We start from the raw sequence: 18,556 nt of genomic DNA on the forward strand, positions 1-18,556 counted from the left end.
TCGTCAGCGCGTCGGGGTCGAGGTGCGGGGCGGCAGGGGCCTGAATTCCGACATGCGCTTGGCGGCGAGCTTGAGCCAGGGAGCCTGCTTCAGGGCGAACAGCGCAACGGTGCCCACAGTGCTGCCGGCCTGCGTGACCGCCCACATCGGCGACGGCTGCGCGCCGAACAGCTTCTTGTAGGGTTCGTCACCTATGGTGAAATCGAGCATCTGATCTCCGCGCTCGATGCAATCCCTCGCCACCTGCTCGAACATCAGCGCGCCCAGGGATTGGCTCTTGTATCCGTCGATGTCGAAGGCGCTCATGATGACGTGGAAGCTGCCCTGATGCGACAATCCGAGCACCGCGGCGATCACGTCGCCGTCCATTTTCATGGCGTAGAGCCGCACGAAGTGGCCGACGCCGCGGAGCGCCACGTCGGAATAGAAATCGAAATATTCGGGGCGCTGGAGCAGGTCTCCATCGCCCTGTGACTGAAATCGCGGCCCGCGGAATCTCTTCATCACCTCCAACGCGTCGCGTGTGGAGGCGCCGTCATTGCAGCAGGAGAAGCTCAACGCGCCCTTCCTCTGGAGCTGCCGATATTTCTTCGCGAGCTCCTTCTGATAGGAGCGATCCATCGCACTCGCCCGCCATTGCTCGAACGGCGTGACGAGGACGGTCGCGTAGGCATTGGTGTCCATCGAGATGCGACGGGGCGCGGCAAGGAGGGTCTCGATCGGAAGCCGCCCGTTGGGCAGCTTGGTCATGCGGAGCAGATCGAAAGGGCGGAGGAGGCGCCGAAGCGCCGCGCACGCGCTCTTGTCGTCGAGCAGCTGGGAAAACACCTCCGGGCTGCAAACCGGCGCCAGATAGTCGGAGACGCGGAGGTCGGCGAACTCGACGGTCCGTATCGGACCTCGCCGGATCCGCAGCAGAGGCAGCACCATCGCAAGCGCATGGGTCTTGCGATGGCGGACTACGACAATGAGAGGCGTTGCGCCAGCATGAGGCGCCAGCCTGGTGTACAGGCTGTGCAGCCAGAGCGGATGCTGGAACGCGGTGGCGGCGGAGTCGTCGAACAGCTCTGCATATTCCGGGGACGCAAAGTCGAACGCCTGCTCGATGGCGATATCGAACGTGCTGCTAGGTCTGTTCATGGGTCGCCAAGGAAACCGGACAATTCGTGAAATTCGATCGAGCTCGATCCGCGCTTTATAGCAGGGTCGTTACGAGCGACATACCGTCGCGGTGCGATCTGCATGAATGCATCCCGCCGGATCTCCTATGGTTACCAAACTCTTAAACTCCGGTCATGGATGGCCGGGTATTGCCGAAGATCGGCCCGCGCTAGCGAATTATTAACTGCACCTCAGGAAGGTCGGTTCATGGCCAGCCTGCAGACCGAGGTGGATTCCGGGGCACTCGAGAGCGCGTTCTGGGAGACGCGCAGCGTAGGCGTTGAGAAGATCGCCAGAATCGCAATCAGCTGCTCCATCACCGTCAACGTGGTGGCGTCGATGGGCATCTTCAACGCCAAGCTTGTGCCGCCGGAGCTGACCTTCGTGCAACAAGCCGTGGCGCTGCTGATGTGGGGCGTCCTGATCTATGCAAGCGCGTTCGTGCGACCGCGCCTGCGGTTGCAGTTCAATCCCGATTTGATCGCGCTGCTCGCATTCTACACCTTCGCGGTCGTATCCGTATTCTGGTCGAGCCTGAACGCGGCCGCGCTCATGAAGAGCGCGGCGCTGGCGATGACGACCTTCGGGGCATTCTGCCTCGCCACGCGCATCGGCATCGACGACATCGTGAGGGCCACGTCCCATGGGCTCTTCATACTGGTCGCCGCGTCGACCTTCTGTGCGCTTGCCGTCCCCGATATCGGGATCGACCAGACCTGGATGCACAGCGGGCAATGGCAGGGTGTTTACGAATCGAAGCAGACGCTCGGATTCGTCGGCGCGTATTTGATGTTCTTTTCCTGCTATCGCAAGATGACCGGGCAGGGCTGGCCCGCCTTTCTCGTCGTCTTCCTCCTGGCCTCGACGTGCGTCCTCGCGTCGGAATCGCGCGGGGCCGGCGCCGTCGCCCTGGCAGCCTGTGCACTGCTCGTGACGTCGATGTGGTCGGTCGGCTGCATGAGGGTCTATGCAACCCTGCCGTTCGTCATGTGCATTCTGGCCGGCATCTTGTTCTTGTATTTCTACGTCACCGGATATGACTCGATCCATGTCGGCGACGCGAAGATCGATTTCACCGAGCGGACCTTCATCTGGCACTACGCCATCAGCCATTTCAATGATGCGCCGCTGCTCGGCTTCGGCATCAACGGCTTCTGGACTGTGCCGTCGATCTACGACTATTTCGAGCAGAACCACGGCTGGGTGCTGGACAATTATCACAGCGGCTACATCACGATCCTGATGGAAACCGGGTTCCTGGGATATGCGCTGTTCGCCGCGAGCGTCCTTCTGTTCTCGAACAAGATCCTGTACCTGATCTCGACGAGATCGATCGAGCGATCGCACTGCGCGCTCATCACCGGATTCGTCGTCCTCAGCTTTCAGACCAATTTCACGGAAACGACGTTTCTTCGCTCGACGATGTTCACCTCGGTCCTCCTGGTCGCGTTCCTCCTTGCCACATGCAGGCCCGTGCCCGAGCCGGAATTCGAATCTGCGGAGATGGACGCGAGATGACCGCCATCCGGGCTGCCTTGCTGCGAGGCCTCAATCTCGCCGCGGCATTTTTCCTTGCATCAACGGTCTGTGCCCATGGCGCCGAGCAGGCTGCCTCACGTGGCGTCCCGAAACTGGGACGCGGCATCAACATTCTCGGCTATGACGGAATCTGGGAGGGCGGTCGGAACGCGCCATTCCGCCTCGACAATTTGACGACGATCAAGAAGGCCGGGTTCGCGCACGTCAGGATCAATTTCTTTGGGTTCAAGTTCATGGGCCCGGAGAACGTGCTGGACGAGATCGTTCTCAGGCGGCTCGACACCGTCATCGATGAAGTCCTTGCGCGGGGCCTCATTCCCATTCTCGACGAGCACGATACTCACATTTGCCAGCGCGACATTGCCGAATGCGCACCGAAGCTCAAGGCGTTCTGGCGGCAGATCGCCGAGCGTTATGCCGGAAGATATCCGGCGCTGGTCTTCGAGGTGCTGAACGAGCCCGGCGGACAAATGACGTCGTCCAGCTGGAATACGCTCCTCAATGAATGTCTTGAGATCATCCGCCGCACCAATCCCGATCGGCCGGTCATCGCCGGCGTTCTCAATGTCGATGAGATCCCCATCGACCAACTGGCCCTGCCGGCCGACGATCGCAACCTGATCGTGACGTTTCACTACTACGCCCCGATACAGTTCACGCATCAGGGCGCGCCGTGGTCGCAGACATTTTCGCGGATCGGGCCGCTGGATTGGGGCAGCCGGGACGACGAAGCGAAGGCCGCCTCGGACTTCAACAAGGTCAGGCTGTGGGCGGACAAGGAGAAGCGGCCGATCTATCTCGGCGAATTCGGGGTGTATGAACGCGCGCCATCCGACAGTCGCTTGAGGTACCTGTCATTCGTGGCGCGGAGCGCCGACAGGCTCGGCTGGTCGTGGGCCTATTGGCAGTTCGACCACGACTTCGCCGCTTTCGACAGCGCTCGTCAGGCCTGGAAGCCCCATATTCTGCGTGCGCTGGTTCCGCCGCGGCGCTGAGCGGGTGCTTTTGTTTCCGTACGACCCTATCGTACCGCTGGCGTCGCGATGTCTGCGATGTGCTGACAGAAATCGATTCAGGAACATTCGTGCGGAGGACGGCCAACCTGTTCGTCTGGATCGCAAATTCAGCACGAAACGACGGGAGCGTCGCAGAGATGCAGCAGGCGAATCGATGATTAGAACAATTTGAATTGGAAGCCTTCGAACATCGAGCAACATCATTCGATATCGATATCGTTTGTCCCCGTCGCGGCGGTTTGTCTTACAACCTTAGATAACTTCTAGTTCCCAATCCCTTCTCGCAGCACCCTCGTATGTTAGGAAGCGCGGGGATGCTTGCGAGTGGGAATTGGGGTGCTGGAATGACGCGTGAACTCTCAATCAGAAAAATCGTGCGGACGCTATCGCTGGGAGCGGTGAGTTATCTTGCGCTGTCTCTGGAATCGTCAGGTGACTTTCAGCAGGCCTACGCACAAACGAATCTGCCGCCCGTGACCGTGGACGCTCCCAGGCCGAGAGTTCGTCAGCCGATCCAGAGATCACAGTCGACGCGCGCCTCGCGCGGACAGCGATCGGTCGCCGCGGCGGCTCCGCGGCAGGCGGCACCCATTCCCTATGTAGTACCTTCGACCGGTACGGTCGGCACAGTGCCGCCCGCCTATGCAGGCGGCCAGGTCGCGACCGGCGGCAGCCTCGGCCTTCTCGGCAATCGCGGCGTGATGAACACGCCGTTCAACCAGACGAGCTACACGGCTGAGTTGATACAGAACCAACAAGCGAGAACGATCCGTGATGTCCTGGCGAATGATCCCTCGGTTCGCGTTGTCCAGGCGGCAGGCGGTGGTGCCGACAGTCTCTTCATCCGCGGATTCTATTTCGACAGCGGCGACTTTGCGCTGAATGGCCTTCCGGGGATAGCGCCCTACTACTCCACTGGTGCGAACTTCATCGAGCGAGTAGAGGTTCTCAAAGGCCCCAGCGCGGTGCTCAACGGCATGACGATAGGCGGCACGGGCGCCTCGAGTGGCGGCGCGGTTGGCGGCACAATCAATCTCATCACTAAGCACGCGCCCGATGTCGATATCACCAGAATTACCGGGACATATTCGTCGAAATCGCAGTTCGGGGAGCATATCGATATCAGTCGACGCTATGGCGAGCACAAGGAGTGGGGTGTCAGGCTAAACAGCACCTATTCGAACGGCAATACGCCCTGGAATCGCCAGAGGGACGAATTCGGCAATGCTGTGCTGGGGCTCGACTATCGGGGCGAGAACGCACGATTCGAAGCTGACATTGGGTATCAGGCCGACGTTCTCAAGCCGCCATTGCGCTTCTTCAGTTTGGCTTCTCCAATCCTTCCGCCGCCCCCGAAGTCTGGAACCAATTTCCAGGTGCCGTGGGCTTACTACGAACCGACGGATTTCTTCACGACTGCGCGTGGAGAGGTTGACGTCTTTGATTGGCTGACTGCCTACGGCGCCTTCGGCTATCACGACAGTAACATCAACTATAAGTACCCCTCGCCGATCATCAGCAATGCTGTGCCAGGGGCTAACACGGGTCCCTTCCAGCTCGGCGGCCTGAGATCGAATCCACTTGCCGGCAGCGAGCGATTCGAGACATACGCGGGGGAAGCAGGTCTTCGGGCGAATGTCGACGCTGGTCCTATCAATCATGCGGTCAGCATGAATTATGCGATCAATGATCGAACCTATCAGCAGCGAGTCGTGACCCCGCCCAATCCGTTGCCGGCGGCGCAGAGTGTGCTCTACTGGAATCTGTACAACGAGCCGACCAATCTCGCTCAGCCGGTTTTCAATGTTCTGGCGGCAAATCAGAGAACCACTGCGCAGGTTGAAAGCTTCGGCATCGCTGATACGATGTCTATGTTGAATAATCGCATTCAGTTTACCATCGGTGCGCGCCACCAGACGGCAGGCACCGGAGTTACGAATTTTATCGCCCCGGGCACAGGTACTAGGCCTTATCAAGAAGCGTCCGTGATAACACCTGCCTACGCCCTTGTTGTGAAGCCGGTCGAGAACATTTCGCTGTACGCCAATTACGTCGAAGGCCTTCAGACGCCTCATGTTGTAACAGGCGCGATGTTTCAGAACCGCAACGACATCTTCCCACCAAACAAGACCATGCAGGTCGAAGGCGGCGTGAAGTTTGACACGGGTCGTTTTACGACGACTGTGAGCTTCTTCAAAATCGAGCAGCGCAGCATCATCTCGACCTTCATAGGCGGGCTGCAGTACCAGTTGCCTAACGGCAAGCAGCGCAATGTCGGCGCCGAGCTCAACGTGTTCGGCGAAATCACCCCTGAGATTCGACTGCTCGGTGGTGTGACATTGATCGATGGTCGGCAGATCGATACGCCCAGAGCAGCCAACGGCAGCAACACCGACGGCAGGGTGGCGATCGGCGTTCCGACCGTTAGCGCGAATATCGGTGCGGAATGGGATACGTGGTTCGTTCCTGGACTGACGCTTACGGGACGCGTGATCTATACCGGATCGCAGTATTACGATGCGGCCAACTTGGTCTCGTTGCCAGATTGGACGCGTGTCGATATAGGCGCCCGCTACACCTTCTTGTCTCCCTGGAACGGAAAGCCAATCGTGGTGCGCGCGAACATCGAGAACGTTGCCAACAAGGCGTACTGGGCGGCGGCCTACAACAGCGTGCTCACACTCGGTGCCCCGCGCACTTACCTTCTGTCGACGACGTTCAACTTCTGAACACAGCGTCTCTGGGCTTTTGCGATACATGCCGCCGCGGATCTCATCCGCGGCGGCTCGTCTTTGATCGACGGTCGGCAAAGCTGCATTTGTCGCGATTGATGACAGCACAATGAAACACCGCTCGTGCCAAAACGCGCGATCAAGTCGCATCGTAAAAGTTCCTCCGTGCGCAGTTAGAATTGCAGCAACCTGCGTCGTGTTCTGAAATCGCAATATTTTCCTGCGTGTTGGTGCGCAAGCGCGGAGGTTGCATTGTTTCCCTCCGTCGCCAGTTTTGAGGTCTTAAAAAGAGTCGCGTCGATATTGCTTTGACCCTCGTCGGCTTCTGACCTAGTCAAACGTCTCCTTTCGCTTTCCGAAGAGGGACCGAGCCATGATGGTGTTCGACAGGGACGACGTCACCTTCACCGTCGTCGTCAATCACGAAGAGCAATATTCCATCTGGCCGACGTTCAAGGAGATCCCGGCCGGCTGGATGGCAGTGGGGAAGACCGGCAGCAAGAAGGAATGTCTCGACCACATCGAACAGGTGTGGACCGACATGCGTCCGCTCAGCTTGCGCAAATTCATGGACGGCGCGTCGCCTCGGCAGTCGACGTAGTCAGCGGAGTCTGGTCGTCCGATGCGGCTTCTTTGTCTGCCTTACTCCGGCGGCAGTGCCATGTTCTATGCGCGGTGGCGCAGGCTCCTACCGTCGTGGATCGACGTTCGGCCGGTGGAGTGGCCCGGGCGCGGCGTGCGCATGGATGAGCCGCTGGCGACCGATCCGTGCGTACTGGCAGGGCAGCTTGCCGGCGAGCTCGCTGCGCAGTTCGATGGGCCTTACGCATTGTTCGGGCACAGCCTCGGTGCCGTGGTCGCGTTCGAGCTTGCGCACGGCCTGCTCGATCGCGGGACGGCCGCGCCAGTCATGCTCTTCGCCTCCGGCGCGGAAGCGCCGGCGGTGCGGGATGGTAGCAGGTGGCGCGAACCCCTGAGCGACGAAGCGTTGATGCAGGAGTTGCGCCATCTTCAGGGCACGCCCGACGAGGCGCTTGCGAATGCAGAGCTGATGCGAGCCGCGCTGCCGGTGTTGCGCGCCGATTTCCTGATGTGCGGAGCCTATGTCTACCGACCGCGACGTCCGCTGCCGTGCCCCGTGCACGTCTTTGGCGGGGCCGACGACGAGACCAGCCGCGAGGCACTCGAGGCCTGGCGGCAGGAGACCTCGGCCTCGTTCGCGCTCGACATCCTGGCGGGGCATCACTTCTTCATTCACACGCAGCAGGCCGAGCTGATCGACCGGATCGGTGCGGCGCTGGCCCGGCAATCGGGGCGATCGATCGGTTTGCATCGGAGCGAGGATCATGAGCGCGTTCTCCGTCCAGCCACTCATTGAGGGCAAAACTCTTCCCATGCTGTTCAAGGCGGGTGCGGCCGGCGAGCCGCTGGGCAAGGCACTTCCCATGCTGCGCGAGACGATCGACCGCTATCTGACCGACAGCGGCGGCATCGTGTTTCGCGATTTCTCGCTCGATGGTCCCGATGCGTTTCGCGCCTTCGCGGCCGATTTCGGTCACCCATTGCTCACCTACGAATTCGGATCGACGCCGCGCTCGCAGGTGACCTCCGGGGTCTACACGTCCACGGAATATCCGCCGCACCAGCATATCCCACTGCACAACGAGCAGGCCTATACGCGCGACTGGCCGATGAAGATCTGGTTCTATTGTATGCAGCCGGCGCTGGAAGGCGGGGAGACGCCGATCGCCGACAGCCGCGCCATCTATCGCGACATGCCGACGGCCATTCGCGAACGGTTTGCCGACAAGGGCGTGATGTATGTGCGGAACTACGGCAACGGCCTCGACGTCGACTGGCAGCAGGTGTTCGGCACGGATTCCAAATCGGAGGTGGAGGCCTATTGCGCTCGCCACGACATCGAGTGCGAGTGGAAGGACGACGGCGAGCTTCGCACGCGCCAGATCTGTCAGGGCACGGCGCGACACCCGGTGACGGGTGACTGGGTCTGGTTCAACCAGGCACATCTGTTCCACGTCTCCAATCTCGAGCCGGAGGTGCGAGAGAGCCTGCTCGACGTGGTCGATGACGAGGCCGATCTGCCGCGCAACGTGTTCTATGGCGACGGCTCGACGATCGAGGACGAGACGCTGGCAACGGTCCGGACCGTTCTCGAGACGCACAAGATCAGCTTTCCCTGGCAGGCCGGCGACGTCGTCATGCTCGACAACATGCTCACCGCGCACGCGCGCGCCCCATTCAAGGGACCGCGCAAGGTGATCGTCGCCATGGCGGAAGCTCATCGGCAGCGGTGATCGGTGAGAATTTTCGGCTCGCGGCCGGACAGGAATTCGAGAACATGGACAGATCCGACCACCTCGTCGAACGCTTGCGAGAGCACGCTGCCTTGCGACCGGAGAGGGCGGCATTGCGGTTCCTCGAAGGCGAGGACGTCGCCGGTGAGCTGACGTTCGCAGCGCTCGACGCGCGGATCAGGGCACTTGCGGCCTGGTTGCAGCAGGTGGGCGGCGCAGGCGAGCGAGCCGTGATCCTGTTGCCGAGCGGGACCAACTATGCCGTCGCATTCTATGCCTGCCTCTACTCGGGCGTGATCGCCGTTCCCGCCTATCCGCCGGAGGGGGGCCCCGAGCGTTATGCAGGACGTCTCGACGGCATCCTGCGGGATGCAACACCGCGCTTCATCCTGATGGAGACGGCTCTGCGCGGTCTCATCGAAGCGGCGCTGCCCGAATTGGGCAACGCGGAGATCGTTGCGGTCGATACCATCCCGCCCGACCTCGCGGCTGACTGGCGCGAGACGAGGCCTGCGGCCGATGCGATCGCGTTTCTCCAATACACATCCGGCTCGACCTCGCAGCCGAAGGGCGTTTGCGTCTCTCATGGCAATCTGGCGGCCAACGAGCGCGCGATCGAAGCGGCCGCCGGCGGAACGCCGGACGACGTTTTTGTGAGCTGGCTGCCGCTCTACCACGACATGGGACTGATCGGCGGCCTCCTGAACCCGCTGTTCACGGGCTTTACCGGCATCCTGATGTCGCCGCGGAATTTTCTCGAGCGGCCGCGACGCTGGCTCGAGGCCATCGACCGTCACGGCGGCACGCTGAGCGGCGGCCCCGACTTTGCGTATGCGCTGTGCGCTGACCGCATCTCGGATGAGACCATCAGTCGACTGGACCTGAGCCGGTGGAAATTCGCGTTCTCGGGCTCGGAGTTCGTCCGCCGGACCACTCTCGAGAAGTTCGGTGGCCGGTTCGCGAGGGCCGGGTTCGATCGGCGAGCGTTGACGGCTTGCTATGGCCTCGCCGAAGCGACGCTGCTGGTGACTGCGGGCGACATCACAGCCGAGACCGTGAGCTATACGCTCGATACTGCGCAGCTCGCCGCAGGCCGCATTGCGACTGCGAGCGACGGCACCGACCTCGTGGCGTGCGGTCGAGCCGCTGCAGGCCACGACACACGCATCATGCGCGTCGATGGATCGGCCGTAGCCGGGGCGAATGAGGTCGGCGAGATCTGGGTGAGCGGCCCCAGTGTTGCATTGGGGTACTGGAATAACTCGGAGGCCACGCGTCAGGCCTTTGTCGAGCGGGACGGTGCGCGCTGGCTGCGGACCGGCGATATCGGGTTCATTCGCGATGATGCGCTGGTCGTGGCCGGTCGCCTCAAGGATCTGCTGATCGTTCGCGGCCAGAATGTCTACCCGACCGACGTCGAGCAGGCGGTCGAAGCCGAGGTCGAATCCGTCCGCAGCGGGCGGGTTGCCGCCTTTCCGGTCGATATAGACGGACGTGAAGCCATTGGCGTCGCAGCGGAGTTCAGCCGCACCGTGCTCAAGCGCAGCGATCCGGAGGCACTCGCGCACGCCATTGGCGAGGCGGTGCTGCGGCAGGCGCAGGAATATCCAGCCGTGATCGTCTTGCTCAACCCGCAGGCCATGCCGCTGACCACGAGCGGCAAGTTGCAGCGATCGGCTTGCGCGGCGCGCCTTGCCGACAATACGCTCGACAGTTTCATGGTATTCGAGAGGGGACGTCGCCGCGGCAACGGATCTTCGACTGTGCCTGCCACCGCTACCGAGCGTACTGTCGCCTCGATCTGGTGCGATGCGCTTGGCGTGGCGGAGGTGCATCGCGAGGACGATTTCTTCGTGCTGGGCGGAAATTCGATCGCGGCCGGCCAGGCCGCCGCTGCGATCCGCGACCGCATGAACGTAGAGGTCGAGCTGCGCGTCTTCTTCGACGCGCCGACGCTGGCCGCCTTCGCCGATCGGATCGATGCTCTGGGGGCGACCGGCGCCGGCCGGACGCTGCCGCCGATCCCGTGGGCGGCCGCGGCCGATCGCGCGGTGATGTCGCACGCACAGGAGCGACTCTGGTTCCTCTGGAACATGGATCTGGCTGGAACGGCCTATACCGTTGCTAGCACGATCCGCCTGAAGGGGCGGCTCGATCATGCCGTGCTGTCGCGCGCGCTAGGTGAGATCGTCCGTCGGCACGAGATTTTGCGGACCTCATTCATCGCCAGGGACGGCCGCGGAACGCAGGTCATCCACGATGTCACGAACATCGGCATCCGGCACGAGGATCTCCGGACACATTTTGTGCGGGAACGTGCCGAGTGCGTGGAGACACTCAAGCGATCCGAGCTCGGCAAGCCGTTCGATCTCGTGAACGGGCCGCTGCTGCGCGCGATGCTGCTTCAGCTCGCGGATGATGCGCATGAGTTGCTGCTGCTGGCTCATCACATCATCGTCGATGGCTGGTCGCTCGACGTGCTGCTCGAACAGCTGGCCGGCCTCTATCGCAGCGGCGTCGGCCAAAGTGCGGACGCGCCGCCCGTTCCGACGGTTCAATATGCGGATTTCGCGGCCTGGCAGCGAAACTGGCTCGCAGGCGGCGAGGGCGATCGGCAGCTGGCGTATTGGCGCACCAAGCTCGGCGACGTTCATCCGGTCCTGGCGTTGCCGCATGATCGGCCGCGCCCGGCGGTCCAGAGCCATGCCGGCGACACGATCGGTCTCGCCATCGACGGCGCGCTCGCCGCCCGGCTCCGAGAGATGGCCGGAAAGCAGCGCGTCAGCGTCTTCATGCTGCTGCTCGGCGCATATCAGGTGCTGCTCCATCGCTATACGGGCCAGAACGACCTGCGCGTCGGCGTGCCGATCGCGGGGCGCCGGCACACGCAGCTCGAACGGCTGATCGGATGTTTCGTCAATACGCTGGTGCTGCGGGCCGAGATCGCTGGTGAAGCGAGCTTCCCGAGCCTGTTGCAACAGGTCAAGGAAGCGGTGGTCGAGGCGCTGTCGCACCAGGATCTTCCGTTCGAGATGTTGGTGGATGGCCTCAAGCCCGAACGCAGCGGTGGCCACAATCCGCTGTTCCAGTCGAAGTTCAATTACATGTCGGCGCCGCGCGGTTTCGCTGGCGCCGAGGGGCTCAGCGCCGACATCGACATCATCGATCTCGCGGGCTCGCATTTCGATCTCGCGCTCGACGTCATTGACGGCGCTGCCGGGATGAAGGTGACGTTCAATTACGCCATCGACCTGTTCGATCGTCCGACCATCGCGCGACTGGCGGCACAATTCGTGTCGATGCTGCGCCAGATTGCTGAGAATGCCGAGCGGCGGATATCGGATTTCGTCATTGACGAGGAGCACCGGCAGGCCGTGCCGAGTGAGGTCGCGACATTCCGCGTCACGGATGTTCTCAGCCTGCACCGTGCATCAACCGCCGATCGGCAGGCCGCCATCGCCATCCGATGTGGCCGGGAGCAATTGACCTTTGAAGATATCGAGCAGCGGTCGAACCGTATCGCGCATGCCCTCATCGCCAAGGGCGTGGCACGCGAGACACCGGTCGCGCTGTGGATCGAGCGCTCGCCGGCCTTTGTCGTCGCCTTGCTAGCTGTGCTCAAGGCCGGCGGCGCGTACGTCCCGCTGGATCCGAAATGGCCGGTGGAGCGCATCCGGCGCATCCTGACCGACGGCGGCATCGAGATCGTGCTGGCAGCGGGTGAGAAACTGGCGGACGCCTGCGGGCTCGATTGCCTGGTGCTCGATGCGGCGGCGGAAGCCGAGCGCGAGGAGCTATCGAGCCTGCCGGTCGGCGTGACGAATCATCCGGAGCAGACTGCTTACGTCATCTACACGTCGGGATCGACCGGCGTACCAAAGGGGGTGAGCGTCTCGCATGGCGCCTTGGCCAATTACGCGCAGGCTCTGCTGCAACGTCTGAAGCCCCGCCCGTCAGCGAGCATGGCGATGGTCTCCACGGTGGCTGCGGACCTCGGCCACACCGTCCTGTTCGGCGCGCTCGCATCCGGCGTGACGCTGAATCTGCTGCCGCCGGAGGCCGTGTTCGACGCCGATGCGTTTGCGCAGGCGATGCGCGAGGGCGAGGTCGACATTCTCAAGATCGTGCCGAGCCATCTGCGAGGGCTGCTTCAGGCCTCGCGCTCGGCCGATCTTCTCCCCCGCGATGTCCTCGTCCTCGGTGGCGAGGCGTGCGATGGCGCACTGCTGGACGAAGTGCGGCGCTTGCGGCCGGGCTGCCGGATTCTGAATCATTACGGGCCCACGGAAACCACGGTCGGTGCGGTGACGCATGAATGCGCCGCGGAACGCGAGGACGGCCCGGTTCCGATCGGCCTGCCTCTCGCCAATCTGCGCGCTCACGTCCTGGATGACGCGCTGAACGAAGTGCCGATCGGCGTCACCGGCGAACTCTATATCGGCGGTGCCGGGTTGGCGCGCGGCTATCGCGGCGCGGCGGGCCTGACTGCGGAACGTTTCGTGCCGGATCCGTTCGGCATACCGGGCGAGCGTCTCTACCGAACCGGGGATCGTGTCCGCTGCGACGACGCGGGCCGGCTGATATTCCTTGGCCGTTCCGATGACCAGATCAAGTTGCGCGGCTATCGCATCGAACTGGGCGAGATCGCACGCGTCATCAAGTCGCTGCCGGGGATCGACGATGCGGTGGTCGTTCCGCGCACGGTCGGGGCGGATGCCAACCGGCAGGAGTTGATCGCCTATTGTGTGCCTGAGAACCCGGCCGGTTCACAGGCGGACACGATCAAGCAGCAACTCGCTGCGATCGTGCCGGACTACATGGTGCCCTCGCATGTCCTCGTGTTGGCGCGATTGCCGCTGACGGCGAATGGAAAAGTCGATCGTCGCGCCTTGCCCGGGCCGGCTGAAGAGGGGGCGCCGGTCGGCTATGCCACGCCTGCAGGGGATGTTGAAGTTGCGATCGCTTCGGTCTGGTGCGTGGTGCTCGGCCGCGAACGCGTCGGCCGCCATGACAATTTCTTTGAACTCGGCGGTGATTCGATTCTGAGCCTGCAGATCATCGCCCGCCTGCGTAAGCGCGGCATCCGGCTGACGCCGAAGCAGATCTTCAGCCAGCAGACGGTTGCCGGATTGGCGACGGTCGCCGTCATATCGGCAGGGACGACGAAGGAGGAAAAACCGGCAGCGAGGACGACAGCCGACGGCGATGCGGCGTCCGGCATGCGCCATCTGATGCCGATCCAGGCGCGCTTCTTCGCCGAGGACATCGACAATCGAGATCACTGGAACCAGGCGGTTCTGCTGCTGCCCCGGATGCAGGTCGATTGGGAGACACTGCGACGCGCGCTCGCCGCCATCGTGGAGCATCACGACGCGTTGCGCTTGCGGTTCAGGCAAATGGATGGTGCCTGGCGGGCGGAGCAGGGGCTGTCGCCGGGGTCGTCCGAACTGTTATGGATGCATGCTGATGTCGGCGGCGCGGCGGAAATCACGGCGCTCGCCCGCGCCGGGCAGGAAAGCCTCTCGCTCTCTTCGGGACCGCTGCTGCGGGCGGTCGGCATGGACTTGGCGGACGGTAGCCAACGGTTGTTGCTTACGATCCATCATCTCGTCGTCGATGGCGTGTCCTGGCGTATCCTGCTGGAAGACCTGGCGTCGGCCTATGACCAGCTGCAACTTGGCAGCTCCGTCGCGCTGCCGCCGAAGAGCGACTCCTATGCCTCGTGGAGTGAGCGGTTGCATGCCTACGCAGGGTCCGCGGAGCTCGCGGCCGAATTGCCCCATTGGCTGGATTGTGATGCCGGCGTGTGCCTGCCATGCGACGACGACCATGGCGATGTCGACCGCGTCGGTGACGGCGGCGAGGTGTCATTGGTGTTCGATGCCGACCTGACGTCGCAGCTGCTTGAACATGCGCCAGCAGCGTATCGGACCCAGGTCAACGACCTCCTGTTGGCAGGGCTCGTGCGCGCGGTGTCGCGTTGGAGCCGGCACGACGAGATCACCATCGAGCTCGAGGGCCACGGCCGCGAGGATATTTTCTCGGATGCGGATATATCCCGCACCGTCGGATGGTTCACGACGGCATTCCCGGTCCGGCTGAAGGATACAGCCGCGGACGAGGCGTCACTGATCAAAGCGGTGAAGGAGAGGCTCCGCGCGATCCCGAATCGCGGGCTCGGTTATGGTGTGCTGCGCTATCTCGGCTCCGAGCAGCAGCGCCATGTCCTGGCGCAACTGGCGGCGCCGCAGATCGTCTTCAACTATCTCGGCCAGTTCGACGCAAGCGTCGGCGCGGCCCGGCAATTCACCTTCGCACCGGAGACCGCAGGTCCCTCACGCAGCGCAACGGCGCCCATGCGTGGCTGGCTGAACATCACTGGCCTCGTGCGTGAAGGTCGGTTGGAGCTGTCTTTCGCCTATGGACGCAAGCGCTACCGGCAAGCCACAGTCGAGCGGCTCGCCGCCCAGTACAAGGCTGCATTGCGCGAACTGGTCGCGCATTGCTGCAAGGGAGCGTCCGGTCTCACGCCATCGGACGTTCCGTTGTCCGGACTCGGCCAGGCTGATCTCGATCGATTGGCTGCGACCCTGGATCTTCGCCGCATCGAGGACATCTATCCGCTCTCACCGATGCAGCAGGGCATGCTGTTCCACGCGCTGCGCGACGGAGCCAATGATGCCTATGTGAACCAGCTCGGGCTCGAACTTTTCGGCGTCGATGCCGGCCAGCTGAAAGCCGCGTGGCAGGTGGTTAGCGACCGGCACGCCGCCTTACGGACGGGGTTTGCCTGGCAGAATCTGTCGGGCGCAGCGCAGCAGGTAGTGTATCGCCAGGTGACAGTGCCGTTTGTCGAAGAGGACTGGCGGGACGGATCACGTGTGGATCTGGAAGCCGCGCTGGCCGAGACATCGCGGCGCGAGCGCGAGATGGGCTTCGACGTTTCACAGCCGCCTCTCCAGCGCATTCGCCTGATCCGCCTCGACGACAACCGTTACTGGCTGATCTGGACCCATCACCACATCTTCGTCGATGGCTGGAGCTCGGCACGGCTGGTTGCGGATGTGTTGCAGCTGGTGAGCGGCGGCACGCTACCGGCCGTCCAAGGCAGCTATCGCGACTACATCGCATGGTTGCAGGGCCGCGATCGCGAGAGCGCCGAGAGGTTCTGGCGTGAGGCCTTGGCGGGGCTCGAGACTCCCACGTTGCTTGCGAACACACTGGCGGCCCGCAAGTCATCCGAGGGCGAAGGCCACGCCAGTGTTGGACTTGCGGTCGACGCGGCGCTGACCGAACGCCTGAAGTCGTTCGCAAAGCAGGAACGGGTGACACTCAACACGCTCCTACAGGCCGCATGGGCACAGCTGTTGCGGCGTCATTCAGGGCACTCCGCGGTCTCTTTCGGCGTGACCATCTCGGGCCGTCCGGCCGAATTGCCTGGCTCGGAGGAGACGGTAGGCCTCTTCATCAACACGCTTCCCATCGTTGATGCGCCGAACCCGCAAGGAAAGGTGGGCGATTGGCTGCGCCGGTTGCAGGAGCAGAACCTGGCGCTGCGCGAGCATGGCTGGACGCCGCTCTACGACATTCAGCGCCTCGCCGGCCACGCTGGACAGCCGCTGTTCGACAGCATCCTGGTGTTCGAGAACTATCCCATCGACGAGGGATTGCTGCGGGGCGGGGAAGGCGGCCCGCGGCTGGGACGTGTCGCGTATGTAACGCCGACGAATTATGCGCTGGCAGTTGCGGTCTTTGCTGCGAGCGACAGGCTGAATATCGAATTCAATTATGACCCGTGCCGGTTCGACGAGGCGACCATCATGCGCCTTCGCGACGTCCTGCACGGATTGCTGGAACAGATCGCAGCGAACGCGGAGTGTGTGGTCGGTGGTCTCAGGGCGGCGGCCGATCAGGATGCGCGGCGAACTCTCGAATGGAGCGGCGCAGCGCAGCTGACCTCGGCGTCATCCTGCGCCGATGTCGTGAAGCATATCGAAGCGCAGGCCGCGCAGGCGCCGTCCGCCGTTGCCATCATATGGGGCGACCAACGCCTCTCTTATCGCGAGTTGAACGTGCGTGCCAACGCGCTGGCACGGCGGCTTCGGCTCTGGAATCTCGGCCCCGACCTGCTGGTCGGCATTGCCTTGAGCCGAAACCCGGACATGATCATCGCGCTGCTCGCGGTCCTGAAGGCCGGCGGCGCCTATCTTCCGCTCGATCCGGATTATCCGGCTGAGCGGCTCGGCTACATGTTGCGCGACAGCGGCGCGGCGCTCGTCCTGACGCAAGGCGCGCTACTCGAATCGCTTGCGCCGGTACTGCGGGAAGCTGAGGTCGAAGCGCTCTGTATCGAGGAGCCGACGCCGTCCGCCGGTGACATTGGTGGAAACCTCAACATCGAAATCCATCCGGATAGTCTTGCCTACGTCATCTACACATCGGGATCGACGGGGATGCCGAAGGGCGTGGCCGTTGCGCGTGGGCCGCTGGCGATGCATTGCGAAGCGATCGGCCGGCTGTACCGCATGACCTCGCGCGACCGCGAGTTCCAGACCGCATCGATCAATTTCGATATCGCCCACGAGCGATGGCTGGTGCCGCTGATGACAGGCGGCTCGCTCGTCCTGCCTTCGAGACCCGGCCTCTTGGTCGACGACCTCATCAGCGAGATCACTCGCAGTTCGGTGACCTCGATCTTCCTGCCGCCGGCCTATGCCGATCAATTGAGCGCGGCGTTGCGGCATGGCGGGCGACGGCTTGCGCTCAGGGTCTGTATCGTCGGCGGCGAGGCCTGGTCGGATACCGGCATCAAGGCATTTCGCGCAGCTGCCGATGTCGATCTTCTGGTCAACGCTTACGGTCCGACCGAGACGGTGATCGCGCCGACGGCGTGGATCGTCGACGATGCGAAGCTGACACCTCACCAGCCTGCACCAATCGGGCGGCCCGTCGGTGCGCGATCCGCGCACATCCTCGATTCCGATCTCAACATCGTTCCCGTCGGTGTCACGGGCGAGCTGTTCATCGGCGGCATTGGTCAGGCCCGCGGCTATCTGAACCGCCGTGCGTTGACTGCGGAGCGGTTCGTCCCCGATCCGTTCAGCGACAGCGGCGCGCGCCTCTATCGCACCGGCGATCTCGCGCGCTGGCGCGACGACGGCGTGATCGAGTATGTCGGCCGCGCCGACCAGCAGGTGAAGATCCGCGGCTTCCGCGTCGAACTCGGAGAGATCGAGGCGCGCCTCATCGAGCAGCGCGGCGTGCGTGCGGCGGCCGTTGTGGCGGGTGAGGGCAGGACAGGACGTCAATTGTTCGCCTATGCGAGTGGTGAGCCGTCGCTCAACGGCCGCGCCTTGCGGGACACGCTGTCCGCCATTCTGCCCGACTACATGGTGCCGTCGTCGGTGACGGTGCTGGAGCAGCTACCGCTCACCCCCAATGGGAAGATCGATCGTCGGGCGCTGCCGGTGCCGGGCGACGATGTGGTGGCGCGCCGCACCTACGAGGCGCCCGAGGACGAGATCGAGCTCGCGCTGGCCGGGATCTGGGCGGAGCTGCTCGATGTCGATCAGGTCGGACGCATCGATCACTTCTTCGAGCTCGGCGGACATTCCCTGCTTGCCGTGAGGGTGCTCAGCCGGGTGTCACAGGAGATCGGCGTGTCGATTGCGATCTCGGATCTGTTCGCTCATCCCGATCTCGCGTCATTTTCCCGCGTCGTGTCGATCAGGCTGATCGAACAGGAATTCGACGCCGAAGAGCTCCAGGAACTGGTGGGAGCGGAGCAGTGAGC

8 protein-coding genes are annotated in these 18,556 nt (G+C 63.1%); 7 read left to right on the forward strand and 1 reads right to left on the reverse strand.

Annotation, left to right across the window (positions count from 1 at the left end):
• Window positions 1–3: 3 nt before the first annotated feature.
• The gene (locus tag LPJ38_RS19355; RefSeq protein ID WP_145627112.1) at window positions 4–1,140 is read right to left on the reverse strand and encodes a GNAT family N-acetyltransferase; all 1,137 of its coding nucleotides are present in this window, start codon (window positions 1,138–1,140) and stop codon (window positions 4–6) included.
• 228 nt (window positions 1,141–1,368) lie between these two features.
• Here LPJ38_RS19355 and LPJ38_RS19360 point away from each other — a divergent pair, with 228 nt between their 5' ends.
• From LPJ38_RS19360 to LPJ38_RS19390, 7 genes are all read left to right on the forward strand, one after another.
• Window positions 1,369–2,679, forward strand: coding sequence for an O-antigen ligase family protein (locus LPJ38_RS19360; RefSeq protein ID WP_145628331.1), 1,311 nt, complete (start codon window positions 1,369–1,371; stop codon window positions 2,677–2,679).
• The gene (locus tag LPJ38_RS19365; protein ID WP_167520169.1) at window positions 2,676–3,695 is read left to right on the forward strand and encodes a glycoside hydrolase family 5 protein; all 1,020 of its coding nucleotides are present in this window, start codon (window positions 2,676–2,678) and stop codon (window positions 3,693–3,695) included. Before LPJ38_RS19360 ends, LPJ38_RS19365 begins: the two co-directional genes overlap by 4 nt.
• A gap of 365 nt (window positions 3,696–4,060) precedes the next feature.
• Complete coding sequence (locus tag LPJ38_RS19370) at window positions 4,061–6,445, forward strand: TonB-dependent receptor (RefSeq protein ID WP_145627105.1); 2,385 nt, start codon at window positions 4,061–4,063, stop codon at window positions 6,443–6,445.
• 376 nt (window positions 6,446–6,821) lie between these two features.
• Complete coding sequence (locus tag LPJ38_RS19375) at window positions 6,822–7,049, forward strand: MbtH family protein (protein WP_145627102.1); 228 nt, start codon at window positions 6,822–6,824, stop codon at window positions 7,047–7,049.
• Window positions 7,050–7,109: 60 nt separating this feature from the next.
• Window positions 7,110–7,826, forward strand: a complete 717-nt coding sequence (locus tag LPJ38_RS19380) for a thioesterase II family protein (protein ID WP_231088333.1) — start codon at window positions 7,110–7,112, stop codon at window positions 7,824–7,826.
• Window positions 7,795–8,763, forward strand: coding sequence for a TauD/TfdA family dioxygenase (locus LPJ38_RS19385; RefSeq protein ID WP_145627096.1), 969 nt, complete (start codon window positions 7,795–7,797; stop codon window positions 8,761–8,763). Before LPJ38_RS19380 ends, LPJ38_RS19385 begins: the two co-directional genes overlap by 32 nt.
• Window positions 8,764–8,807: 44 nt before the next feature.
• Entirely contained in the window at window positions 8,808–18,554 is a 9,747-nt protein-coding gene (locus LPJ38_RS19390) for a non-ribosomal peptide synthetase (RefSeq protein WP_145627093.1), read from the forward strand.
• Window positions 18,555–18,556 lie beyond the last annotated feature (2 nt).

The organism is Bradyrhizobium daqingense (assembly GCF_021044685.1).
Classification (GTDB): domain Bacteria; phylum Pseudomonadota; class Alphaproteobacteria; order Rhizobiales; family Xanthobacteraceae; genus Bradyrhizobium; species Bradyrhizobium daqingense.

What these genes read in the sequence shown, in the direction of transcription:
- LPJ38_RS19355 (WP_145627112.1), bottom strand. Translation starts at nt 1,140, where the DNA reads ATGAACAGACCTAGCAGCACGTTCGATATCGCCATCGAGCAGGCGTTC.
- LPJ38_RS19360 (WP_145628331.1), top strand. Translation starts at nt 1,369, where the DNA reads ATGGCCAGCCTGCAGACCGAGGTGGATTCCGGGGCACTCGAGAGCGCG.
- LPJ38_RS19365 (WP_167520169.1), top strand. Translation starts at nt 2,676, where the DNA reads ATGACCGCCATCCGGGCTGCCTTGCTGCGAGGCCTCAATCTCGCCGCG.
- LPJ38_RS19370 (WP_145627105.1), top strand. Translation starts at nt 4,061, where the DNA reads ATGACGCGTGAACTCTCAATCAGAAAAATCGTGCGGACGCTATCGCTG.
- LPJ38_RS19375 (WP_145627102.1), top strand. Translation starts at nt 6,822, where the DNA reads ATGATGGTGTTCGACAGGGACGACGTCACCTTCACCGTCGTCGTCAAT.
- LPJ38_RS19380 (WP_231088333.1), top strand. Translation starts at nt 7,110, where the DNA reads ATGTTCTATGCGCGGTGGCGCAGGCTCCTACCGTCGTGGATCGACGTT.
- LPJ38_RS19385 (WP_145627096.1), top strand. Translation starts at nt 7,795, where the DNA reads ATGAGCGCGTTCTCCGTCCAGCCACTCATTGAGGGCAAAACTCTTCCC.
- LPJ38_RS19390 (WP_145627093.1), top strand. Translation starts at nt 8,808, where the DNA reads ATGGACAGATCCGACCACCTCGTCGAACGCTTGCGAGAGCACGCTGCC.